Raw genomic sequence first — 23,970 nt, 5'->3', positions numbered from 1 at the left:
TGGATACCAGGGGTTGGCGAAAAACCAATGATCACGTCATTTCACTTCCCTGCGCCGGCACAACCCGTATCAGGTTCGGAGGGTGTGATCTCAGCCACTCAGCGATTGCTGAATGGCACCCCTAGTGTTTTGCAAAACCTAGCAGTGGTTTTGGATCCGAGCCGCAATCCATTCCGCTAAACGTGCAAAACCGCATCGATCTTGTCCTGCAGCGCTTAAAGGTCCAACTGTGATAAAGGCATGGCTGTGTTCATAATGAACTCAGTGCTCCTGCTCCTCGGTTTGGGTGCTGTGAAGTGCTGCAAGCAGCTTGCTACGGCGGCGGCGGCGGCCCACAGCCCCGCTGATAATTAGACCAGCACCCACCAAAACTGCTGGTATTGACTGCAATCGATCGCTGCCCTGCCGATGCATCAAACAGAGCATGGCCAAAACGATCAGCAAAGGAGCTGCAAGAGATAACAAGGGATAGCCAAGACGCTTCATGTCCTCTCCAAAGCCAGCCTTGCACGCTCATCCATCCAGGCCAATAGGGTCGCGGTCAGCACCCGAATACCAACTCCAAGACTGCTCTCCTCTAAGCAGAATTGACCATTGTGTAAAGGCGCGCACCCATTAGGACCGCTAACCCCTAATCGGAACATTGTTCCACGAACATTTTGCAGTAGTTCTGCAAAATCTTCAGCACCAAGAGAGGGCTGTTCAAGCCGCAACACACGCTCTTTTCCTATCTGAGTAATAGCACAACTTTCCAATAGGTCTGTGAGTTCAGGATCGTTGTAAACAGGCGGCGTAATGCTGCGATAGCGCACGATCGCCTCTGCCCCAAAACTTCCACAGATGGCCTGAACAATCTGCTCGATCCAAGCTGGGAGCTTGTCAAAAACAGCCCCGTCCAAACAGCGGACCGTACCCAGCAGCCGAACTCGATCTGCAATCACATTGAAAGCCTGACCACCTTCGATCTTCCCGAAACTCACCACCACAGGATTCAAGGCATCCAAGCGACGACTGATCGCCTCCTGCAGTCCACAAACAACTCGAGCGGCAAGCCAAATGGCATCCATAGCTTGATGAGGCCTTGCACCGTGGCCTCCTTCACCGATCACTTCGATATCCAGCTCTCCCGCCGCAGCCGTCAAGCACCCACTGCGTACACCGATACTTCCAGTCGGCAATTCGGGACAAACATGAACCCCAAACAGGGCCTCCAGGCCATCGGTCGCCCCGTCCATACGCATCCAACGAGCCCCTTCGCACAATTCTTCTGCCGGTTGAAACAACAGCCTTACGCCTATTGGCAACGACTCCTCTTTTGCCAAAACCCTTGCAACTCCAAGACCAATGCAGGTATGCAGATCATGGCCACAGGCATGCATCACCCCATCTCGCCGTGAGGCATAAACAAGCCCTGTGCGCTCTTCCACTGGCAGAGCATCCATATCCACCCGCAGGCCCACACACGGGCCACCGGTTGGCCCCAACTCCGCCAACACACCTGTGCGCCCAACCCCCTCAGACACCCGCCAACCATCCCCCCGCAACTGACCTGCTACTAGAACTGCCGTCTGATGCTCCTCACCACTCAGTTCTGGATGAGCATGCAGATGGCGCCGCAACTCAATCAGCTCGGGCAAAGCTTGATCAAGACGCTCGCTCCAATGAAAAAGAAGAGTCATGGAGCCTCCAACAAAGCAAGAAAATCCATCAGATCAGCCGTGGGCTGTGGTGGCCATCGGCGGATCTCCAACAACCAATCCCGTTGGCGATAGCGGTTATCCAGCCCGACTGCGGCATTCCAGTGGCTTTCAGCTTCACCAAATGAGCCGTAATGCCATAAAAGACCGCTAAGAGCCGCACGGGGATCGGCAAACATGGGATACCGGCGAATCAATGCACGCAGTTCCTTCTCCGCCAGATCAAATTCGCCCAGCTGATAAACCGCTAACGCCTTGCTGCAGCTAGCCATAGCAAAGTCTGGGCTGACGTCAGAGGCCTTTCTGTAAAGAGCTTCTGCCTGCAACCAGTCGCCCTGAGAGCCCAAAACATTGCCCAAGTTGTAAAGAGCCGATGCATTGACAGCATCGCGCTCAAGAACCCAGTTGTAATCGTTAGCGGCTTGCTGCCAATGATGCAATACCTCCTCAGCAATACCACGGTTGAGATGAGGGTCAAGCTCTGCTGGGGCCAATTCCATGGCCCTAGTCTGATCAACGATCGCACCCTCGGGATCACCCAAAATCAACCTCACATTGCCGCGATTGCTCCACGCCGCAGGCTGCTCGGGCGCAAGCTCAAGAAACTCATCCCAAAGAGGTAGGGCTGCTTGAAAATCACCCTCACGAGAAGCTTCGAGTGCCTGCTCAAACAGAGGTTGAAGTGCTGGGGTAGCTGCTCCAGTGACGGGATCCATGACCAGCAACAGCGCAACCAAAAGCAACCCTGACCATCTAGGCAGCCAATTTTTCAACCCCTGGAGAACGCTCATGGCAACTCCGGCCAACCAAGATGGCGTCGCCCCGCGCCAGTCACCACGCGCCCACGCGGAGTTCGCTGCAAAAAACCCAGCTGCAGCAGAAATGGTTCTACCACTGCTTCAAGAGTGGCTGGATCCTCTCCCAAAGCGGCAGCCAAAGTCTCCAAACCAACCGGGCCGCCGCCATGAGACTCCAGCAACAAGTCCAACAAGCGCCGATCACTGGCATCAAGACCCCGAGCATCGACTCGATGCAAAGTGAGAGCCTCATCCACCAATGCAGCATCGATCAAGCTCTCCCCGCCACAGACACTCGCTACATCACGAACCCGTCGCAGCAATCTGTTGGCGATCCTCGGGGTACCCCTACAACGACGAGCAATCTCCTGGCAGGCTTGCGCAGTTAACTGCAACCTCAGCAGCCCCGCCGCCCGCTCAACAATCGCTTGCAGATCCTCCAGGCCATAAAACTCCAATCGCTGAATAAGGCCGAAACGATCCCGCAGCGGCGAGCTCAAGGCACCAGCGCGAGTCGTAGCACCCACCAGGGTGAACGGAGGCAGTTCCAATGCCCTGGTGCGAGCGGTACTGCCCTTGCCCACGGTGAGATCGAGACGCCTATCCTCCATTGCTGGATAAAGCAATTCCTCAGCAACCCTTGTGAGCCGGTGAATCTCATCAATGAATAAAACCTCGCGAGGTTGCAGATTCACCAACAAACCAACGATGTCACGAGGGCGCTCGAGAGCAGGCGCACTGGTAACCCGACACTTAACACCCAATTCTTCAGCCAAAACCATGGCCATGGTGGTTTTACCCAAGCCCGGAGGGCCATAGAGCAAAACATGATCCAAAGCATCGCCTCTACCCATGGCCGCCTTGACGGCAATCGCCAACACCTGCTTAAGCTCACGCTGACCGATGTAGTCCTCCAAACGCCTAGGCCTAAGCCCATCTTCTCGAGCTGGACTGGCCTCTTCCGGCAAAGGTGAAGCATCTACCACCCGAGACTTTGCTGCTGGCGGCTGGGAATCAGCTCGGCCAGCACTGGAAGACACAATCGCCATGTTGGAAGAGTACCGATCTCTGGATAGTGTCGAAAGCATCGGTAAACGCAGATGGCCAAGGGAGGAAACAAAAAAGCGACTGCTGCTGCTCGAGCCGCGGCCAACCGTCTACTCGCAGACAACCGACTGGCAAGGCATCAATACGAGATCCTCGACACCCTCGAAACTGGCATTGAGTTGGTGGGAACCGAAGTCAAGTCAATCCGGGCCGGCCAAGCCAATCTCCGCGATGGCTTCTGCCTGATTCGCAAGGGCGAACTCCAGCTCCACAATGTTCATATCTCCCCTCATAGCCATGCCGGCAGCTACTTCAATCACGATCCCCTACGAACACGCAAACTGCTCGCGCACCGCCGTGAGATCGATAAACTTCGCGGCCAACTCGACAGAAAAGGGCTCACACTGATTCCCCTCAACCTTCATCTCAAGGGTTCATGGATCAAACTCACGATTGGGCTGGGCAAAGGTCGCAAACTGCACGACAAACGCCAAGACGAGAAACGCAAACAAGCCGATCGAGAAGTGAAGTCGGCTCTGGCGCGCTACTGATCAGCCAAGGGGGTCAAGGAGGCTGAAAAAGTTTTCTTTCGCCGAAGCACGAGGCGAGGCAATCTCGGTATTCTAAAAAGGTGTTCTGACCGACCAAAGAAGCCATGAGCTTTATCCGGCAACGGATTCGGATGCAAAGCTTCTCAAGACATAGAAGCTTGCTGATCGGCACGACAAGAGAGGGTCACTAGAGCTGTTGCCAAACCCTCGTTGGTCACCAGCACTTGCACAGGCGAGCCTGCTTCTGGCTCAAGGGTCACCACGCGCAACGATCCGCGCTCGGCAATGACATCGCCCTGCGAGCCATAGATAGTCATCTGCATCAACGGCGTGCCCTTGATTTCGAGTACTAGTCGATGCCCAGCAGGCACCTGAATAGAAATCAAGCGCGCAGCCCCAGGAGAAACCCTTGAAGAAAACTCAGTGGGAGTTGAAGGTCTGACCTTGAGGGTTTCGATCTGCACATCAGCCAGGCTGCGCAGAGCTGCCGCATACCAAAACTGCAAATAGGGCTCTGGAGGCTTCTGATCATTGAACGAACCCAAAAGCAATTTCTGTGCTCCTGCTGTAACCAACTGCTCAATCACATGACCATGCACCCCCAATTCGCTCAGACCTTCACGCTGCTCCTGCCAGTCAGTGTTCTTCAACTCACCTAAACGCCTGCGCAGCTGAGGTGATAGCTGTTCGATTCTGACCAACCATTCCTCAGCCAAGTCATTCCAGGCCTGACGCAAGGGAACATCGTCCAGTGCATCGGAGGGAAAGCGACCACCTCTATGAGGGAAACGGGCTAGCACACTGGCATCCACCAACTGCAGAAACCAACTTTGATTGACCTGCAAAGCCCGCAGCCGACTCAATAACTGCTGCCGATGGTCCACCTCTACTGCTGATGGGCTCTCCACTGGGACATTGCCCACGACATCTCTATCCCTGACAGGATCCATCCCTAGCGGGGAACTACGGCTGAGCAAGAACCAGCCAATCGCCGTACCTACCAATGCAGACGCCAACAAGGCACCTACAACAGACCAAAGTCTGCCTTCAGCAGCCTGCTCCCGTTCTTCAGCCCGCCGCCGCCGCGGCTGATGGGCAGAACGATGTTCCTGCAAGAGCGATTGAGACGTACTCGAGGGGTGATCGGATAAAGGCACTGCTTGAGGCGCGAGTGCCAGAGGGCGATCTGCTATGAGCTTAGGGCCGATGCTTTCGGGCATGATCACAGCTTGAAGGGCAGAAATCACATCCGATGCCTTTTCAAAACGCTGGTCAGGAGCCTCACTCAACATTCGCTCCAACACATCGCGAAAAGACCCATCCAGCTCAAAAGACTGTGGCCAGACCCAAGCCCGAACATCACTGTTCCAAAGTTCCTCGGGGCAACGACCAGTCAGCAAAGTAAGTGCTGTAACGCCCAAGCCATGCAAATCCATCCAAGCTTCAGCTGGTTCGGTGCTGCTCTGTGCAATTGAGCGATACGCTGAAGTCACATCACCCCAAGGGGTAGTCCCTTGGGGCTGCAGTAAGCCAAAGTCCAACAAAACCGGCAAGCCGTCCTGCTGACGCCTCAACAGGGCGCTGGGATTGATATCACCATGCACCAACCCCTTGGCATGCAAGGCAATCAAAGGAGGTAGCAGCTGCAAAAGCAACTGCAACACTTCTCCAGCGCCGAAGAGCAACTGACACTCGGCCCGTTGCTGCTGAATCTTTCCGTAAGTCACACCCTCCTGCCAGTAACGCACCGCCCAGAGGCTGACCTCCGCCTCAAACAATTCACCACAACGCGGCAACTGAGGATGAGAAAGAGATTGAAGCTCAGGCCAAAACTTCTGAAAGTGCTGCCTTGTAGGGGCATCGCTGATTTGGTGAAGCACCGCCGATCTCTCACCATCGAGGATGTCGACCCCACGCCAAAGCACACCCTGGAGCGGCTTCGACTTCAGAATGGTCGCATCCAACCGATAACGCTGCGCCAGCACAGTGCCGGCAACCACGGCGCTGGGTTCGCTCACGTGAGGCCGAAGCATTGATGGGCTGATCGTACTAATGGCCCATCCATTGCAAGCGCTTCCGCAAAGCTAAACAGCAGAATCGACTCGTTTCCAGAAGAAAGATTGCCTTAAAAATAATCTTTATCGCTGAAGATTAAATCGACAGCAACCTGCAGAAAAAGATCCACGACTGTCAACAATAATATGGACAAAGTTACATCCGAAGCCCCATGCATGAAAACAGCTGCGATTGACCCAAGAGCAGTCACCGGTCCCCAGCAAAAATTCATCAGCGACTTGGCTGCATGATTCACCTGACAACGCATTAAAAGACCGTCGTCAACGAGTACCAAGCATGGGCCCGCCACCGCCAATATAATTCAGCTGCAATCGCGACTAGAATCAGGCAAGTCAACTTCAAGGAATCAATCACGACAAGAGTCAAAGCAAATGCAGCCGTGAGAAGCGCAAGAAGCGATGGTCTATGCCTGCATGTCCTATCACTCATCCAACAAAAACAGGGTGATGCAAATACATTTGAAATTGCAAACTAGATGATTGCAAGAGCAACTAAGACAAAATCAGCATCTACTCCATAAGCCTACAAGTACCCGACACGGCAAGAACTCCAATCGTAAATCCTGGGAATGAAGCAACTCAAAGCTCTATTGCGACCTTTATGCTAACTATGAAGTGCCTTAACACGAGCCTAGATTGTGCCGCCTTAGACAAGCCCTTGAAAGCATCAAAAGCTCACCAAAGCCAAACTTTGAAAAAGGCAAGATTATTCCAAGCTCAAGCAATAGAGCAGCAATAATTGAACCAAATGCCATACCCGCAGCCGCACGGATATAGATAATTACAATCGCAAAACCGCGCTTGCCAGAACCACAAAAAATTCTGCTCTACTGAACCAACCTAAACAAAAAACTGCACTAGAAACCAGCCCAAATGCCTGACCATGTTAGCCAAAGGAAATCATCAAAAAAATAGACAATGGAAAGTCCTGTTTTCAATAAAAGCTCATTGCAATTAAAGATTTTTCATGCGCACATCTCAGAGAAAACAAGCGCACCCAATCACGGATAATTCAGGGCAGATTAATAGTCAAGGACAGCAAATTATAACGCCACAGCCAGGCAAAAGGTATCCTCAGATCAAGCACTAAGAGCACAAATAACAGCACGAATCCTAGAGACTGAATTACAATTAACGCGGAAAACAATGGATTCAGCCGCCTCCAAACTTTGCACTTTGATTTTCAAGTCGAAACAGAAACTTCAACCGCCCTGACTGATGGCCAATTCAACCCAAGCAGAACACGCAAACCCAACATATTGTGCGACCAGATCGATCGATGCCACTCAGTAGATTACCTGGATCGTTTTTTCAAGGGAACTTTCCCTATCAGTGCCCTTCGGTGACCAAGAGCTTTTCTATGACCAGATCCATTCGGCCGTGGTGCTTGGGCGCACAAGTGGGGATCAGTAAAACCGTTTCCTCATGCTGAACCTGCTCTTGGCAGTGCGTCAACGAAGTGAATCGCTGGTTGCACCCCTCGAACCGGAAGATCTCTGCCTTCAGGGCATGGCCGATGCAAGTCCGCCGAAATGGCACCTTGCTCACACCACCTGGTTCTTCGATACCTTTTTGCTTCAGCCCTATCTCAAAGGCTACGAAGGCTGTGATCCACGCTGGAGTTATCAATTCAACTCCTATTACGAAGCGGCCGGGGCACGCCATCCAAGACCCTCACGGGGTGTCCTGACCCGGCCGACAATCAGGGAGGTCTTGGCGTGGCGGCAACAGGTGGACGCTGCATTAACGCAACTCCTGACCTCCCCGGACGCTGACCAAGAAGACATCCAGCAACTGGCAGAACTGGGTCTACATCACGAACAGCAGCATCAGGAATTGCTGTTGATGGATCTCTTGGATGGCTTTAGCCGACAACCGTTAGAGCCTGCTTATCAAACTGGCGCCGATCATCATCTGGGACCTTTAGAGCCAACCCAAGCCCGCTGGATCTCCTGCGATGGAGGTCTCTATGAAATCGGCCATGCTGGCGCGGGATTCCATTTTGACAACGAGGGGCCGTCGCATCGCATCTGGCTGGAGGACTTTGCCCTGATGGATCATTTGGTGTGCAACGACGACTTCAGGTGCTTTATCGCAGATGGGGGGTATCAGCGCCCAGAACTTTGGATGAGTGAGGGCTGGGCCGTACAACAACAACTGGGATGGCAGGCTCCCCGGTACTGGCGCGGCAACGGGCCTGCAGATCAATGGCAGGAAGAATTCACCCTGGAAGGAAGGCGGCACTTGAATCGAAAAGCACCGGTGCGCCATTTGAGCTGGTTCGAAGCCGATGCCTACGCACGGTGGTGTGGTGCTCGATTGCCCAGCGAAGCGGAATGGGAAGTGGCCCTACAACAGCATCAACCTCTGATCCACGATGCTCACGGCAAGCTGTGGCAATGGACGGCAAGTCCTTATAGGCCCTATCCGGGATTCCTTCCGGCCCCAGGCGCTGTGGGTGAATACAACGGAAAATTCATGAGCTCCCAGTTTGTTCTTCGCGGCAGCAGCTGGCTCACACCGGAAGGCCATGAGCGCGACACCTACCGGAACTTCTTTGCACCAGCAAACCGTTGGATGGCAGCAGGACTGCGCCTGGCCCGATGAGCATCGAGCTGATTGACCTACATCCCGCCCCTGCGGATCTGAAGCAGCTGGTGCAGTCAGGCTTCAAATGCCAGCCGCGGCAACTGCCAGCTTGGGTGTTGTACGACGCGAAAGGATCACGCCTATTTGCCCAGATCTGCGAACAACCTGAATACGGCCTAACCCGCACAGAGATCAAGCTACTGGAGGAGAATGCACCAGCCATTGCCAAAGCCGTAGGAGATGGCGTCATCGTGGAATTCGGCATCGGCAATGCCCGCAAGGTTTCCCCCCTACTCAACGCAATTCGGCCGTCAACCTTTGTGGCCCTGGACATCAGCCAAGCAGCTCTAAAGGATTCGCTAACCAGACTCGCCAGCACCTATCCCATGGTGTCAATACTAGGTATCTGCTGCGACCACAGCAGCATGCAAGCGCTACCGCCCCACCCCCGGCTCGAGGGTGTGCGCTGCATCGGCTTTTTCCCCGGCAGCTCTCTCGGCAACTTCACACCAAAAGAAGCAGTGGCAGTGCTTCGTCGGTTCCGAAAGCTGCTTGGAGGTGGTCCCCTGCTGCTCGGTCTCGACCAACCCCGTGATCCAATCCAGCTCGAGGCTGCCTACAATGATGAAGCAGGCATCTCAGCAGCTTTCGCGCGCAACCTGTTGCATCGTCTCAATCGTGAGCTGGAAGCAGATTTCAGACCGGACCAGTTCTCTTATCGAGCCCGTTGGCAAGAGGAGTTTCATCGCATCGAAATGGCTCTAGTGAGCCGCTGCAGTCAAACAATCGTGATTGACAACAGCACCTGGTCATTCAGCGCCGGAGAACCACTCATCACCGAATACAGCGTCAAATACAACCCACAAGAAGCAGCCAGACTGGCTGAAAAGGCGGGCTGGAGAATCAACCAAAGATGGCACGACTCTGCCGATTCACTCTCGCTGCATCTGCTGGAACCGTCAGACTGAGCTGAGCAGAAAGAAGAAGTGCTAAATGAGCCGAGAGCAGCAACGCCAGAACGTGCGACAAGAACGTGAAAGCCTGATCGTGGAGCTAGAAGCAATCTACCGAAGGGCTTTTGAACGACTGACCGTGCTTGACCTAGGGGAAGGAAGCTTGGCAAGACTCACCCAACTGTTACTGCACTCGCGTGAGGGCGCTATCAAACCCCTGCAAGAAGAGATCGAAGCCCCACTGATCACTCGTGCCCCAGATCAGTCATGAGCGAAACCTGGCTCGACGAACTGGAACGAGTCTTAGAGGAAAGGTTGACCGACTTCCTCCGCGAGAATCCATATCAGGAGTTACTCCTCCACCAACAACACCAAAAAGACCATTACCAAAACCTGACAAGGCAGCGACAGCAACTTCAAAAAGAAGCAGAGGAACTTCGCCGGCAACTCCTCACCCTTGCCGACACAATTCGGGAGTGGAGAACTCGATCGAATCGTGCCAGAAAGGCAGGAGCCTCGGCCCTGGCCGATCGGGCCGATCAACACATAGCCGATTTAATGGAGCAGGGTCGGCAACTATGGTCCGATTTGGATCAACTGGGCAATCGCTTCAAAGACGTCGAGCAGAAATTTTGCTCACTTTCTGAACAGTCAGCAAGAGATAGCTCCACTCTTGAAGAGGACTGGACACGATTCGCAGCCCAACAAGAACTGCAAGAGCTCATGCGAAAACGCGACAAAACTAATTAATTCAGGCTTTTGGGGCCGGAGGTTCAAGACTCACGTTCTCCGGAGGAGGAGTTGGGTCTGGATCAGCAATCAGCATGTGCTGAAGCACAATTTCTGGACGCTCGCTATCACGCCAGCGAATGCGATATGCGGGCATCTTGGTGCCGCGACTGGTGGTCTGCTCAACGGGTTCCATCACCCACCCGCGCCTGGATCGACCCTGGGGATTGCGCTTGACCACCGCATCGGCGTGTTTGAAGCGGAAACCTACGCGCTCGCCACTCATAGAAATAGGACCATGCCATTGAGTTAATTATCCACTGCGACGGTTCCCGACGATGAAGATTAAGTTTTGAGCTCCGGTCGAAGCAGAGGGAAAGCAATCACATCACGTATTGAAGGGCTATCGGTAAACAACATCACTAAGCGATCGATGCCAATACCCAAGCCACCGGTAGGGGGCATGCCCACCTCAAGAGCCTGAAGGAAATCCTCATCAACCCCATGAGCCTCAAGGTCCCCAGCCTGACGGCGTGCTTGCTGAGCCTCAAGCCGCTGACGTTGATCAAGGGGATCGATTAACTCACTAAAAGCATTGGCTGTTTCCCGACCCACAATGAACAATTCAAAGCGCTCGACCAATCCTGGTTTGCTGCGATGTTGTCGGGCAAGAGGCGAGATCTCAATCGGATAGTCGAGCACAAATGTTGGCTGGATCAAACTTACCTCCACTGCTTGTTCAAAGGCCTCATTAAGCAAGCGGCCCACACTATCGGCCTTAGACGGCACCTCTAGACCTACCCGCGCCATAGCCGAAGCCGCTACCGCAAGGTCTTTAAAACCCATGAAATCAAGCCCCGTCGCCTCTTGCACCAGTTCGTGCATGCTGGCTCTCCGCCAAGGGGGCGTTAGGTCGATTTCTATGCCTTGATAAGTGATCCTCGTAGACCCACAGATCTGAGTACAAACTGAGGAAATCAGCTGCTCAGTAAGGACCATCATGTCAATGTAATCCGCATAGGCCTGATAGACCTCTACAGAAGTGAATTCAGGGTTGTGGCGGGTACTCATCCCCTCGTTACGAAAGATGCGCCCAAGCTCATAGACCCGCTCAAATCCACCAACCACAAGCCTCTTGAGATGCAGCTCTGTGGCAATACGCAGATAAAGAGGAAGATCGAGTGTGTTGTGGTGAGTAATGAATGGCCTAGCTTCGGCGCCACCGGCCTCAGCCTGAAGCACCGGTGTTTCGATTTCCAAGAAGGCACGATCATCGAGCCATCGACGGATTGCACTCACCATCAATGCCCGGCGGCGAAAAGTCTCACGCGACTGAGGCGACACGATCAAATCCAGATAGCGTTGCCGATAGCGCTTCTCCACATCAGCTAAACCGTGCCACTTATCTGGCAAGGGTTGCAATGATTTGCTCAAGATCTGCCACTGCTGAACCTTCACCGAAAGCTCACCACGGTCAGTGCGACGAAGCACGCCTGTGACCCCAATCCAGTCGCCCGCGTCAACAAGGGTGGTGAGCTGAACAAAAGTTCCTGAAGCCAGCTCATTTGATGCAGCCGCATCAATGGTGGCCTTCTCCAAATACAACTGAATCGTGCCGGTCTCATCCGCCAAGGTATAGAAAGCCAACTTGCCCATGACACGACGGGTCATCACCCGACCAGCCACAGACACAGTGAGAAGCCTCTCCTCACCCTTGGCCAAATCAGCATGATCCGCCTGCAAGTTAGCGGTGCTATGGCTTGACTCAAAGCGCAGGGCATAGGGCCCATTCCCCAGCTCTTTGAGGGCTTGTGCCTTTTCCAGGCGAGTCTCACGCAGCTCAGACAAGGCACTCAGGACTGACCTCGCCATCTTGCCGGTCGATGGAGTCGCTGCTCTACTCAGCCCATCGACTTAATCAACTCGCAACGGCAACCGAAGCAGAAGCAGGAGCAGGAGCAGGAGCAGGAGCAGGAGCAGGAGCAGGAGCAGGAGCAGGACTATCCCCAACGCGCTGGGAGGAGTAACCAATTCCACGAACCGTAAGGATTAGCTCTGGATTGCGCGGGTCTGGCTCGAGCTTGCCACGCAAACGAGCTACATAAACATCGACCACACGCAAGTCGGCCGCCCGGCGAGGGGGATAACCCCAGAGCTGCTCCAAGATTTCGGCCCTGGGTACCACCCGTCCAGGTTCACGGAACAACAGTTCCAAAAGACTGAATTCGGTGTAAGTGAGGCCAATACGCTCTCCTGCACGACTCACCTGGCGGCGATTGGTGTCAACCACCAAATCACCAACTCGCAGAACACCCTGCCCAACTGGCAGATCTCTGATTTCAGCCGTAGCGGAACCTGGACCAACCCGACGCAGAATCGTGGCAATACGAGCCTCAAGTTCCTTGGGACTAAAGGGCTTTGGAATGTAATCATCTGCCCCAAGATCAAGTCCAGCCACACGTTCAGAAATGGCCTCTAATGCTGAGAGGAAAATAATCGGCACACAAGACTCAGCCCTAAGCCTTCTACAAACAGCAAAACCATCCATCTTGGGCAGCATCACATCGAGAACAAGCAAATCAGGCTGTTCTCGATGAAAAATCTCAAGAGCCTCTTCCCCGTCCTCGGCACAAATCACCCGATAGCCAGCCAGTTGAAGTCGCATGACCAAAATCCGGAGGACTGCTGGCTCATCGTCAACGACAAGGATGGTCGCCTTCGGATTCCCGGGAGCCTGCGTCTCAGACCCATCATTGCTTTGGTACTGAGATAAACCCCCCGGATGTGACATATGAGCATTTCCTCATGAAGAAACACAACCTTAACCTTCCGCCTTGAGCAAAAATCGCTAACGAGCTTGAGAAATAGCAGTTTTTCTATTTATTTAAGAATTAAAAGGTACTTATACTTAGGTATCAATTACTAATTGGCGGCACTTTAGGGCCATCTGGCTTCTGCGTAGCGGTTCCACTGACGAGCAGCCTCTTCCACGGCCTCATCGCTGCTGATCTGATCGAGCATCGCCCGCTGTAACTGGGTATAAATAATGCTCTGCAGACGCTTGATCCCCGGCAAAGCCGGAACCAAAACTTTCGCCCGCTTCAAAGTCTTGGCAGACAATGCTCTAGCAGAGCGGATCTGAGCAGCCTCACGCGACTCGGGACGCTCAGCATTAAGAGCAATCTGAACCTGTCGCAAAGCGTTTCTAGACGATGGCAACACCTTGGCTTGCTGCGCAAAAGTTACCTGATTAACCCCATTGGTTAGAAACAAGGCAAAATCAACCGCTTCCTGCGGGCGCCTGCTCTGACGAGGCACAACCAACGTCATCACAGCGACATTCGCATTGCCATCACTACCGACAAGCGGTGGATAGGAGTGAGTCACCCTGGCCACAGCCGGAGCGTTTGTCTGGATCGTGCGTAGAAATTCAGCCCCGCTCGCCAACATGGCCAACTCACCGCTCTGATAAAGCTCTATCGCTCGCTTCTGACCCTGGCTTATCACCTCTCGAGGCAGGAGACCTTGCCGATAAAGATCGGTCCAGAAAGCAAAAGCACGTTGACCCTTTGGAGTAGCAAAACCAGCCCGCCTCCGAGAATCCAGCAAAGTGACTCCCATCTGAACCATCGACTCAAGCAGTTCAGTCGAATCGTCAGGGACCACAGTGACGAATAGGCCATAACGACCTGTGCGCTCACGCATGCGGCGCGCATAGGAAGGTACATCCTGCCAACGTCGCGGTGGAGCATCAAGTTCGGCTTGTCGCAACAACTGCTGGTTCACCAAACTCAGCCGTACCGTGAGATACCAAGGAATGGCGATCTGTCGCCCCTCAACATCCAGGCCAGACTCCCAAACCGAGGGAAGGTAGCGGTCGGCTGCATCGACTGGAAGCAAAGGCGTCAGATCCCTAATCCCCCCTTTGCTGGCCAGATTTGCAGCAAAGGGGGGATTGAGATTGACCACGTCTGGTGCGGTGCGCGCGAACACCGCAGCCAATAACTTGCGCTCCACTGATCCCCAGGGGAGATCTGTCCAACGCACCAGCGCGCCGGGATGATTCTGCTGCCAGTTTTTGATAACCCCCTCCATATAGGTGTTGAACTTCGGCGCCAGTTGCAACGTCCAGAGCTGCAAATCAGTTGAAGATCCCTGCTTCGGTCGACAACCCCAACCAATCAAGGCTGCACCAACCACCACGAGGCCTGCAACAACAACCTTTCTTCGTGACCGCAGCATTCTCATGACCTGTTCAAGCTCGAGCCAGCCGCCGCCAAATCAACAGCATCCATGACACCAGCAGAGGAGCAACCAAACCAGTAATCAACGACTGTGCCAAAAAGGTATGCAAACCCCAGGAATGAAGCCAAGACACCGAGCTATCGAACTGAATCAAAAGCGTTTGCAGCCAAAGACTCAAGCCAACCAGAGCTGTACCTATCCATGCCAATAATCCGAGATTGAAACTGCCCTGAATCGGTGGAGCACGCCTGCCTAGCCGCCCCCACCACCATCCAAGCGCCATCAACGCCGGCAGTTGACTCGCACCACCAAGGTTAAGGCCATCCAATACCAAGCCAAGACAAAGGCCAGCAGTGAGTCCAGAGACAGGTCCATCAACAAGGGCCCAAGGCAACAACCACAACACCGCCCAGCACGGACCCACCCCAGAAAGACTCACCCAGGTCGGTGAAGCGAGGGTCAGCCAAGGCACGAAGAGGCTTGAAGCCAAGCAAATCGGTTGCTGATGAAGGCGCGCCATCAGCGAATCTGCACCTGCACCCAATCGATGGCTTCTGGTGCAGCGATTAACTGCACAGCTGCACGAGGAGCCGGAACTGCGCGGTCATCCACTTTCTGAATCACCCCTACAGGCAGGCTGGCGGGCAACAATGTGCTGGCAGGCGAGATGCTGACAAGATCACCTGGCACTGCATAGGGATTCTTATCGAGAAACTCCAACTGAGGCCTACTCGTACCCACACCAACCAAGAGTCCATGACGCTTGGTTCGCGGTATCCAAACTCCAACCCGACTACCTGGCGCAGTGAGCAGTTGAACACGTGCAGTGGCAGGGGTGACACTTTGAATTCTCCCCAGTAATCCTCCTGGCCCCATCACAGCATCACCCTGAGCAATGCCATGCAATCGCCCCTTGCCCAGTTCCAGTTGCTGCCACCACCCCTTCGGGGTACGGGAAATCACAGCCGCGGAAATGCGCCCAGATCCTGAGGCCTGACCAAGAGCAAGCAACCCGCGAAGTCGTTGATTGTCCTGCTCAAGCAACCGAAGTTTGCTCTGCTGCTCGAGCTGAATACCAGACTGGATCCATTCTCGCTGGGCTGATCCAGGCCAAAACGGCCGACTAAGAAGGGCATAAGCATCGGCAAAACCGGCGCCTTTACTCCAACGCACCAAACCAAGCGCTGCCACTAACAACAGCCAAGGCAAACCTCCACGCCAACGCCTCCAACGGAAAGATGCCTGCCAAGGGGAAACCCCCATCGATTCAGGCCGTCATTGAAGAGCGAGTGAATTCCGGAGTATCAAGCACCCTGCGAAGTCGCTTGTAATCCTCGAGGACCTGACCACAACCATTGACCACACACAACAAGGGATCCTCTGCAACATGAGTAAAGATGCCTGTCTCATGGCTAATTAAATCGCTTATCCCGCGCACCAAGGCTCCTCCACCCGCAAGCATGATGCCACGGTCAACAATGTCAGCAGCTAATTCTGGTGGTGTGCGCTCAAGGGTCCGCTTCACGGCCTCCACAATCACGTTGAGGGGTTCTGCTATCGCCTCCCGCAAGTCTCCAGCCTGCAAATTGATCGAACGTGGCAGACCGGAGAGCAGATGCAGACCACGCACATCCATGGCCTGCTGATCAAACTCGTGATTGGGGAAAGCCGAGCCAATGCGGATCTTGATCTCCTCGGCCGTGCGCTCGCCGACGACAAGGTTGTGAACCTTCTTCAAATAAACCCCAATGGCATCACTAATTTCATCACCGGCCACTCGAACCGACTCACTCAACACAGTTCCTCCCAAGCTGAGCACCGCCACCTCGGTTGTGCCTCCTCCTATATCAACGATCATCGTTCCAATCGGCTCAGTAACAGGAAGACCAGCTCCAATGGCGGCTGCAACAGGCTCATCAATCAGATGAACTTCCCGAGCTCCTGCCATGCCTGCCTCCCGGACGGCACGCCGTTCGACACCGGTCACTCCACTCGGGATACCCACCACCAAGCGAGGAGCGACAATGCCTCGACCTTCATTACCCTTCTGAATAAAGGTCTTCAGCATCTGCTCAGCTGCATCGAAATCGGCGATCACGCCATCGCGCAGTGGACGCACGGCACGAATATTGCCAGGGGTGCGGCCAAGCATCAACTTGGCATCGTCACCCACCGCCAGAGGCACACCGTTCTCCAAGTCCAGGGCTACGACAGAAGGCTCCTGAAGCACAATCCCTTTGCCTGAAACGTAAATCAGGGTATTGGCAGTACCAAGATCAATGCCGATGTCGCGTGACAATTGAAAGCGACGAAAAAACACAAGCGCTGGACTCAAGTCGGCGAATCATAGGTGGCGTAGCCAATGCAGCTTGTTACACCCAGCGATGAGGGTGGAACTCCTTATAAGCAGCCACTTAAACCGTGGCGCATCATTGACCAAACTCAAACAAATAGGTTTCATTCATGAGCGTAAATTCCGTCACACTCGTCGGCCGAGCAGGCCGTGATCCAGAAGTTCGCTACTTCGAATCGGGAACGGTTGTCGCCAACCTCACCATGGCCGTGAACCGTCGCAGTCGCGACGATGAACCAGACTGGTTCAACCTAGAGATCTGGGGCAAACAGGCTCAAGTCGCCGCGGATTATGTCAAAAAAGGATCTCTGCTGGGTATCATCGGTAGCTTCAAACTGGACCGCTGGACCGATCGCAACACCGGAGAAGAGCGAACCAAGCCTGTTGTGCGGGTGGACCGTCTAGAGCTTCTAGGTTCAAAACGTGATGCAGAAGCGAGCAACTTTGGCGGAGGGGGATTTGGGGACGGCCCAAGTGAAGAGGAAGTCCCCTTTTAAGACTCATTGATCAATGAGTGTGATGACGCCTGCGCCAAATGCGCAGGCCCAGCCACACCACGGCAGCCAACACCGCAATAACCAGGGCCCCCTTTACAACCTTGGAGACAGGATCTATCCACAACTCCACATTGCTGTAACCCTCCCCAAGCCCCAACCCAGCCAGGGTGAGTAGCAAAGTCCAAATCAGGCTGCCTGCTGTTGTCCAGATCAGGAAAGGTGCGAAAGGCATCAATTCAATGCCTGCAGGCACAGAGATCAAGGTACGAATGCCAGGCACTAGCCGTCCCCAAAACACCAACGCCGTGCCATAACGATTAAACCAACGACGGCTGCGCGCAAGTTCTGCCGGACTGATACCGATCCAACGACCATGTCGACTGAGCCAAACCTCAAGCCTTTTCTCATTGATAACCCGCCCAATGCCATACCACGGGAGAGCCCCCAACAAGGTGCCCAACAAACCGGCCAACACGACTGGTAAGAACTGCAGCTGCCCCTGCTGCACGTAGAAACCGCCAAGAGGCATGATCAACTCGGATGGGATCGGTGGAAAGAGATTTTCCAGAAACATGGCTGCAAATATCGCGCCATAACCCATCCACTGGTTGGCCTCCACGGCCTGGCCGATCCAGTCGGGCAACTTGGTGATCAGTTCCGGCAATCCCATCAAAAACCGTAAAAGCGCGTTCAGTGTTTCACAGAACAATTAAGTCCTGGGACGCACAGGCGCCTGATCAGGTGCGAGTTCTAGATACAACGTGTCCGGAGAAAACAGATGCAACGAAAATTCGCTCGTGCAAATCGCCTCAACTGACGGCTGACAGGAAGTAGGCAGAACATTTTCCATTCCATCCAAATTTCGCTTCTCCAAGCCCAAACCATGCAACTCAAGCTGTCGATATGAAAAGGTTTGATCTCCTTCCAGCAATGGGGGAATCAATCGATCGATTAGAGGAAATTTACGCACCGTGTTTCGCAAAACCGGCGAACGCGGCATGGTGCCCTTCACCATTAAATAACGCATAGGCTGATCTGAATCTCTGACCTGGAGAACAGATACAGCACCCACGATGCGAGAAAGACGACCCTGCTCGAAGCGAGCTTGTGCAGCAAAAGAATGGCCATAGGCATAAGACATGACCACCATCAACCAGACCAACGGAAGAGCTCCAAACCGCCAAATTGGTCGCTTGAGACGTCCTGCCAGCGCAAACAATTGCAGCATGACGTTAGTCAGCAGGGGGCCAAAATAAAGCAAAACCCTCGGGTGGCGCACAAAAGAATCTTTGAGCAGCAACATACCGCCTGGAGCCAACAACAAGACCAACAACATCCCTGCTGCTGCAGTCAAGGCCACTGGCCATGGTCGCCACTGAATCACCAAGACTGCATAACTGAAAATAAGCAATAGAAACGGAAGAAGAACAGGCAAATAACTGAAATCTTTGACCAGTAGCTGGAACGGTTCCAAAACCGAAGCAACAAGCCCCAAAGGCAGTGAGCCATCGAAAGGCTTGAGCTGTGAAGCACCAGCAGCATATCCATTCAATTTGTATTCATAAAACAGTGCTAAAATCAGCCGATAGAGGCCATAACCACCGGCATAAATGACGACGCTGACCAATAGACGCCAACGCTGAGAAAGCACCTGCCAATGTCGATCAAGCACCCCTAAGCCTGAGGCCACGCAGAGACAGCCCGTCATCACCAAAAAGCCATTCGCCGCTGGTTGATAGAGGCTGAAAGAAGCCAACTGCAGCGCAAGGGCCACAACAACAGTGCGACAGCTTTTTCTCAGATGCACAAGGATGGCTGCCATGACGGAACAGACCAAAGCCATCGCCATAAACACCGAATCGAAGCCATAAGACATGGACTGCAACGCATATGGCTGTGCCATCAACGGCAGACTTGCAACACCTGTCCAAAAAGGTGAGCGAATGCCGTAAACACGGGCACAAGCCACGCCGAGAGCAGACAGCAGCGCGATAGCCAGAAAAGTGTGGAGAGGGGCGATCGCCGTCGCTGGACGACCAAAGTTCAACCATTCCACTAGGGAATCAGCCAGTGGCCTGCCAACCTTGACCCAGCCACGATTGCCATTCATGGCTCTCTCGATGTCATCGATGTAGAGATCGACTGCGAGAAGCAATGGCAAAAGCGTGAAAAATCCTGCTGCAAAAACAGACTTCCACTGACGCTGAAGTTGTGAATCCTGCACAAGATAAGAGCATGGCTGCCGAATCATGTATGTAACCAATTTCGTCAAACTAAACATAAAAAAGCCAGGCCTGAAAAGGACCTGGCAACACTTCTGAAGTGAGTGGATTAATAGCGATAATGGTCGGGCTTATAAGGGCCTTCAACAGGCACACTGATGTAATCGGCCTGCTGCTTGGTGAGCTCAGTAAGCCTCGCGCCGATCTTCTCCAAGTGAAGGCGAGCCACCATCTCATCGAGGTGCTTCGGCAACACATACACCTGATCGGCATACTGATCACCTTTCGAAAACAACTCAATTTGAGCTAACACCTGATTGGTAAAGGAATTGCTCATCACAAAGCTCGGGTGACCGGTCGCACAGCCAAGGTTCACCAAACGTCCTTCAGCCAGAAGAATGATCTTATTGCCGCTAGGAAGAGTGATGTGATCAACCTGAGGCTTGATATTCTCCCAGGGATAATCCTTCAAAGATGCAACATCAATCTCATTATCAAAGTGACCGATATTGCAAACAATGGCCTCATCCTTCATACGGATCAGATGTTCATGGCGAATCACCTGAAAGTTGCCTGTGGAGGTCACAAAGATATCGACATCCTGAACCACCTCATCCAGGCGCACCACCCGATAGCCCTCCATCGCTGCCTGAAGAGCACAGATGGGGTCAATTTCAGCAATCATCACAGTGGCACCAAGGCCCCGTAGCGATTGGGCTGAACCCTTACCCACATCGCCATAGCCCATCACCAAAGCCACCTTGCCAGCGACCATCACATCAGTGGCCCGCTTGATGCCATCCACCAAGGATTCACGACAACCATAAAGATTGTCGAACTTGCTCTTAGTCACCGAATCATTGACATTGATCGCCGGGAAAGGCAATTCACCGCTTTTTTGCATCTGATAAAGACGCGCGACACCCGTAGTTGTCTCTTCTGTCACCCCCTGAATACTGCTCTTGATGCGAGAATAAAAACTGGAATCCTCGGCCAACTTGGTACGAATCGAGGCAAACAATGCCGTCTCTTCCTCGTTGCCAGGGTTATCCAATACAGAACTATCGCTCTCGGCCTTGCTGCCAAGCATCACCAAGCCAGTTGCATCACCGCCGTCATCCAAGATCATGTTGGGAGTGCCACCATCACCCCACTCGAGGATGCGATGGGTATAGGCCCAATACTCATCCAGAGTCTCGCCTTTGGTTGCAAACACAGGCACGCCGCTAGCGGCAATAGCAGCAGCAGCGTGATCTTGAGTAGAAAAAATATTGCATGAAGCCCAGCGCACATCAGCACCGAGGGCCACCAGCGTCTCAATCAACACACCAGTCTGAATGGTCATGTGCAGACTGCCAGCAATGCGAGCCCCCTTGAGAGGTTTTTCGCTGCCGTACTTGATCCTGAGGGCTATCAAGCCTGGCATCTCAGTTTCCGCAATGCTTAATTCCTTGCGGCCAAAGTCCGCTAGGTCGATGTCTGCTACGACGTACTGAGGAAGGGCCTGCAACGAGGCCGTTGATGTGGGCACTGCCACCATGGTTGAAAGCTCCCTTGGGGGAATCGTGTACGGAAATCTCAGCGAAGTCGCCAAGACTTCGGGATCGCTTATGGGGCAATCTACAGATGACACATGGATTCTTGAAAATCTTGATGCCACTCGATGGCTAGGCATAGCACTTGTCCAGCGGCTACCTGCTTTATCAGTGCTGTTGCTAGAGGGGCCCCTGGGAGCTGGCAAAACCTCTGTGGTGCAAGGCATCGCAACCGCTCTCGGTATCCGTGAGCCGATCACATCACCTACATACGCTCTTGCTCAGCACTACCCGGACGGGAATCCTCCTCTGATCCATCTAGATCTCTATCGCTTGGAGCAACCCAGCACTGCCAATGAGCTATTTCTGCAAGAGGAAGAAGAAGCCCAAGCACTAGGTGCCCTCATGGCCGTGGAATGGCCTGATCGATTAAGCCTTAACTTGCCTGAAGCCTGGAGATTGCAATTGCAGCATCGAGCTCAAGGAGGTCGTATTGCTCAGTTCACCTCACCTTCGAACGACCCCAAAAACTCCTCCACTTGCATCTGAGACGGCTGCGGATCGATACCACCAGCCCCTCCACAAACAAGCGCGCCACAGGCTGCTGCAAAACGAACCATCTCCCGGGCCTTGATCAGATCTCGTTGAGATGAGGCATCCATCAAAAATTGATGCAGCAATCCTGCAGTGAAAGCATCGCCAGCACCGGTGGTGTCGACAACTGAAGGGGGAGAAAGCGCTGCAAGCTCACCAACACAACCCCCTATCCACCAGCGCACCGGACGCGCCCCATCGGTCACAACCACATCTGGCTGCTGCGGAAGGGATCGCGCAATCACTGCAGGGTCGTCAGTGTCAAAGAACCAAACGGCCTCTTCCCTAGCCAGTTTGAGCAGAGAAGCACGCTCAAGAAGAGGCGCAATCGCCTGCAAAGCCTTCTCATCAGGGCCACTATCGGGAGAATGGCCAGGATCCCAGAAGGTTGGACGCCAGTTGACATCCAATGCGATCTCAAGCCCTGCTGTTTGTGCCTGCTCAACGCACCAAAGCAAGGCTTGGGCTGAAGCTGGTGTGGCCAAAGGAATGGAGCCGATCAACAACCAGCTCGCCTTACCTACCAGCAAAGGCCAGCTAGCCGCCAACTCATCTAAAGACAGAGCCGGATCAGCAAAACCGTCTCCGCGGTCGCCTGCAAAACCCTGGAACACCCTCTCCCCATCGAGATCTCGACGCACCAACACAATGCGACTGGGCCGACGCTGATCGATCTGCAGACCAGCAAGGTTCACGCCTCGAGTATTAAACAATTCTCGAAACCTGGCCCCGATGGCATCGTCTCCAAGACGTCCTAAAAAAGCCACCTTGCTACCAAGCCGAGCTAAGCCACAAGCCACGTTGGCAGGGGCTCCCCCTAGGCAATCCTCCACAGGCTGATCCACAGCTGGATCTCCCCCCAGCGGTCCAAGACGATCCACCAGCGCCTCTCCCAAGCAAATCACCTCAGGCTCGTTGCTGTGAACCGGATTGGTCCCCGTCATCAGTTAGCAGCTACTGAGATGAAGCTAGGAACGCTGGCTAAGCATGTCTGCGCGAAGATGATCAATCAACGTGGCAATCATGCGCACATTGGCTGCCGGGAAGGGATAACCAGAAAGATCTTCAGGCTTCACCCAGCAAACCTGCTGACTCGCCAAAGGCTTGGGTTCTCCTGAAATCCAGCGGCAGAGATGAACAACAAAGCGAAGCTTCTTATGGCTGTAGGCATGGTCAAGAGCAATCAGCTGCTCACCCACCTGCACTTCAATCGCCAATTCCTCCCTGAGCTCGCGAGCAATGGTGGCTTCGATTGCTTCACCTGGCTCCTGCTTACCACCAGGGAATTCCCACAAACCACCGAGTAAACCCTCATTCAGCCGTTGATCAATTAAGACCTCACCCACCTCATTCAGCACAACCCCCACACCAATCACCTGGAAGGGAATGGGCTTGCTCGCATCCTGCACGGGGAAGTGGCTTGGCTCTCCAGCAGCGTAGGCAGCACAACTGCTTTGCCAAGGGCATAATTGGCAACTGGGAGTCCTAGGGGTACATACCAAAGCCCCCAAATCCATCAAGGCCTGATTGAAATCTCTTGGCCGCAAAGGATCGAGAAGGGCTTCACTCCACTGCCAAAAACTTGCCTGTGCTCTTTGGGGTGGCTCCAGGCAACCATGAAGTCTGGCCAGCACACGACGCACATTGCCATCAAGGATTGGCACTGGCCTATTCAAGGCACTGGAAAGAATGCTCCCTGCCGTGGTGCGACCAATACCCGGGACAGCCAGCCAAGCTTCAAGAGAAGAGGGCAGAGGGGAAGCGGCCAATTGACGCGCCGCCTGGTGCAACCTGCGGGCACGAGAGTAATAGCCCAGGCCTTGCCACAGCAACAACACTTGGCGCTCTTCAGCAGCAACCAAATGCTGCATCGTTGACAACACCAACATCCACTGCTCCCAGTAAGGACGCATCACCCTCAACTGAGTTTGTTGGAGCATCACCTCAGCAATCCAAATGCCGTATGGCGAGAGATCTTCGTTTGGTTCAGGCCAGCGACCATCGGTCGTAAACATCCACGGCTTGATGGCAATGTCCTTGCGACCATGGACTTCCCACCAAGCCAAAAGCTGCTGACGCATCTCAG

The 23,970-nt window shown here is 53.8% G+C and carries 25 protein-coding genes and 1 riboswitch; of the genes, 7 read left to right on the top strand and 18 right to left on the bottom strand.

From position 1 onward, the window contains the following. Positions 1-29 precede the first annotated feature (29 nt). A riboswitch (TPP riboswitch) is annotated at positions 30-133 on the bottom strand. 128 nt (positions 134-261) lie between these two features. Genes AKG35_RS00795 through ruvB form a run of 4 tightly spaced genes read right to left on the bottom strand, consistent with a single transcriptional unit; the run spans position 262 to position 3,543 of the window. Next, on the bottom strand, positions 262-486 hold the full coding sequence (locus tag AKG35_RS00795; RefSeq protein WP_011129537.1) for a DUF3188 domain-containing protein: 225 nt from the start codon (positions 484-486) through the stop codon (positions 262-264). Beyond that, positions 483-1,679: an amidohydrolase gene (locus AKG35_RS00790; protein WP_011129536.1), complete on the bottom strand. Its 1,197-nt coding sequence runs from the start codon at positions 1,677-1,679 to the stop codon at positions 483-485. The genes AKG35_RS00795 and AKG35_RS00790 overlap by 4 nt, the downstream gene beginning before the upstream one ends. Further along, positions 1,676-2,488, bottom strand: coding sequence for a tetratricopeptide repeat protein (locus AKG35_RS00785; protein ID WP_011129535.1), 813 nt, complete (start codon positions 2,486-2,488; stop codon positions 1,676-1,678). Before AKG35_RS00785 ends, AKG35_RS00790 begins: the two co-directional genes overlap by 4 nt. Then, positions 2,485-3,543, bottom strand: a complete 1,059-nt coding sequence (ruvB, locus tag AKG35_RS00780) for a Holliday junction branch migration DNA helicase RuvB (RefSeq protein WP_011129534.1) — start codon at positions 3,541-3,543, stop codon at positions 2,485-2,487. The genes AKG35_RS00785 and ruvB overlap by 4 nt, the downstream gene beginning before the upstream one ends. 51 nt (positions 3,544-3,594) lie before the next feature. On the opposite strand from ruvB, the gene smpB reads away from it, so the two are divergent. After that, positions 3,595-4,092 (top strand): SsrA-binding protein SmpB, encoded by a 498-nt coding sequence (gene smpB / locus AKG35_RS00775; RefSeq protein WP_011129533.1) that lies wholly within the window; start codon positions 3,595-3,597, stop codon positions 4,090-4,092. A 143-nt stretch (positions 4,093-4,235) separates the two neighbouring features. Here the strand turns inward: smpB and AKG35_RS00770 are convergent, their stop codons facing one another. Both AKG35_RS00770 and AKG35_RS13135 read right to left on the bottom strand, forming a co-directional pair. Next, positions 4,236-6,110 (bottom strand): protein kinase domain-containing protein, encoded by a 1,875-nt coding sequence (locus AKG35_RS00770; protein WP_236069609.1) that lies wholly within the window; start codon positions 6,108-6,110, stop codon positions 4,236-4,238. Positions 6,111-6,217: 107 nt separating this feature from the next. Beyond that, positions 6,218-6,463 carry a hypothetical protein gene (locus AKG35_RS13135; RefSeq protein ID WP_011129531.1) on the bottom strand — a complete coding sequence of 82 codons (246 nt, stop codon included), beginning with the start codon at positions 6,461-6,463 and terminating at the stop codon, positions 6,218-6,220. Between the two features lie 1,129 nt (positions 6,464-7,592). Here AKG35_RS13135 and egtB point away from each other — a divergent pair. From egtB to AKG35_RS00745, 4 genes are read left to right on the top strand one after another with little or no spacing between them, the layout of a single operon-like run. Continuing rightward, complete coding sequence (gene egtB / locus AKG35_RS00760) at positions 7,593-8,774, top strand: ergothioneine biosynthesis protein EgtB (protein ID WP_011129530.1); 1,182 nt, start codon at positions 7,593-7,595, stop codon at positions 8,772-8,774. Next, a complete protein-coding gene (gene egtD / locus AKG35_RS00755; RefSeq protein WP_011129529.1) occupies positions 8,771-9,724 on the top strand; it encodes an L-histidine N(alpha)-methyltransferase in 954 nt (317 codons plus the stop codon). Before egtB ends, egtD begins: the two co-directional genes overlap by 4 nt. A gap of 25 nt (positions 9,725-9,749) precedes the next feature. Continuing rightward, positions 9,750-9,980, top strand: coding sequence for a hercynine metabolism small protein (locus AKG35_RS00750; protein WP_011129528.1), 231 nt, complete (start codon positions 9,750-9,752; stop codon positions 9,978-9,980). After that, positions 9,977-10,459, top strand: coding sequence for a hercynine metabolism protein (locus tag AKG35_RS00745; RefSeq protein ID WP_011129527.1), 483 nt, complete (start codon positions 9,977-9,979; stop codon positions 10,457-10,459). Before AKG35_RS00750 ends, AKG35_RS00745 begins: the two co-directional genes overlap by 4 nt. A 1-nt stretch (position 10,460) precedes the next feature. Here the strand turns inward: AKG35_RS00745 and AKG35_RS00740 are convergent, their stop codons facing one another. The 7 genes from AKG35_RS00740 to AKG35_RS00710 form a co-directional block, all read right to left on the bottom strand. After that, the gene (locus AKG35_RS00740; RefSeq protein WP_006042532.1) at positions 10,461-10,724 is read right to left on the bottom strand and encodes a hypothetical protein; all 264 of its coding nucleotides are present in this window, start codon (positions 10,722-10,724) and stop codon (positions 10,461-10,463) included. Between the two features lie 59 nt (positions 10,725-10,783). Continuing rightward, positions 10,784-12,310 carry a lysine--tRNA ligase gene (gene lysS / locus AKG35_RS00735; protein ID WP_011129526.1) on the bottom strand — a complete coding sequence of 509 codons (1,527 nt, stop codon included), beginning with the start codon at positions 12,308-12,310 and terminating at the stop codon, positions 10,784-10,786. Positions 12,311-12,356: 46 nt separating this feature from the next. Next, the gene (rpaB, locus tag AKG35_RS00730; RefSeq protein ID WP_011129525.1) at positions 12,357-13,229 is read right to left on the bottom strand and encodes a response regulator transcription factor RpaB; all 873 of its coding nucleotides are present in this window, start codon (positions 13,227-13,229) and stop codon (positions 12,357-12,359) included. A 146-nt stretch (positions 13,230-13,375) separates the two neighbouring features. Then, complete coding sequence (locus AKG35_RS00725) at positions 13,376-14,680, bottom strand: ABC transporter substrate-binding protein (RefSeq protein WP_011129524.1); 1,305 nt, start codon at positions 14,678-14,680, stop codon at positions 13,376-13,378. Between the two features lie 13 nt (positions 14,681-14,693). Next, positions 14,694-15,203: a hypothetical protein gene (locus AKG35_RS00720; protein WP_011129523.1), complete on the bottom strand. Its 510-nt coding sequence runs from the start codon at positions 15,201-15,203 to the stop codon at positions 14,694-14,696. Next, entirely contained in the window at positions 15,203-15,946 is a 744-nt protein-coding gene (gene mreC, locus AKG35_RS00715) for a rod shape-determining protein MreC (protein WP_011129522.1), read from the bottom strand. The genes AKG35_RS00720 and mreC overlap by 1 nt, the downstream gene beginning before the upstream one ends. 4 nt (positions 15,947-15,950) lie before the next feature. After that, positions 15,951-17,003: a rod shape-determining protein gene (locus AKG35_RS00710; RefSeq protein ID WP_011129521.1), complete on the bottom strand. Its 1,053-nt coding sequence runs from the start codon at positions 17,001-17,003 to the stop codon at positions 15,951-15,953. A gap of 143 nt (positions 17,004-17,146) precedes the next feature. On the opposite strand from AKG35_RS00710, the gene AKG35_RS00705 reads away from it, so the two are divergent. Then, a complete protein-coding gene (locus AKG35_RS00705) occupies positions 17,147-17,533 on the top strand; it encodes a single-stranded DNA-binding protein (protein WP_011129520.1) in 387 nt (128 codons plus the stop codon). 10 nt (positions 17,534-17,543) lie between these two features. Here the strand turns inward: AKG35_RS00705 and AKG35_RS00700 are convergent, their stop codons facing one another. From AKG35_RS00700 to ahcY, 3 genes are all read right to left on the bottom strand, one after another. Further along, complete coding sequence (locus AKG35_RS00700) at positions 17,544-18,203, bottom strand: DedA family protein (protein WP_011129519.1); 660 nt, start codon at positions 18,201-18,203, stop codon at positions 17,544-17,546. A gap of 39 nt (positions 18,204-18,242) precedes the next feature. Further along, entirely contained in the window at positions 18,243-19,757 is a 1,515-nt protein-coding gene (locus AKG35_RS00695) for a glucosyltransferase domain-containing protein (protein WP_236069607.1), read from the bottom strand. A 107-nt stretch (positions 19,758-19,864) separates the two neighbouring features. Then, positions 19,865-21,295 (bottom strand): adenosylhomocysteinase, encoded by a 1,431-nt coding sequence (gene ahcY, locus AKG35_RS00690; protein ID WP_011129517.1) that lies wholly within the window; start codon positions 21,293-21,295, stop codon positions 19,865-19,867. 70 nt (positions 21,296-21,365) lie between these two features. On the opposite strand from ahcY, the gene tsaE reads away from it, so the two are divergent. Further along, positions 21,366-21,839, top strand: a complete 474-nt coding sequence (tsaE, locus tag AKG35_RS00685; protein ID WP_011129516.1) for a tRNA (adenosine(37)-N6)-threonylcarbamoyltransferase complex ATPase subunit type 1 TsaE — start codon at positions 21,366-21,368, stop codon at positions 21,837-21,839. Here the strand turns inward: tsaE and AKG35_RS00680 are convergent. Next, a complete protein-coding gene (locus tag AKG35_RS00680; protein WP_011129515.1) occupies positions 21,788-22,828 on the bottom strand; it encodes a carbohydrate kinase family protein in 1,041 nt (346 codons plus the stop codon). The genes tsaE and AKG35_RS00680 overlap by 52 nt on opposite strands. 24 nt (positions 22,829-22,852) lie before the next feature. Beyond that, a complete protein-coding gene (mutT, locus tag AKG35_RS00675; protein ID WP_011129514.1) occupies positions 22,853-23,965 on the bottom strand; it encodes an 8-oxo-dGTP diphosphatase MutT in 1,113 nt (370 codons plus the stop codon). Positions 23,966-23,970: the final 5 nt, after the last annotated feature.

It is taken from the genome of Prochlorococcus marinus str. MIT 9313 (genome assembly GCF_000011485.1).
GTDB lineage: Bacteria > Cyanobacteriota > Cyanobacteriia > PCC-6307 > Cyanobiaceae > Prochlorococcus > Prochlorococcus marinus_D.
Note: the sequence above shows the minus strand (reverse complement) of the source record. Positions and strands in the feature narration are given on the sequence as shown.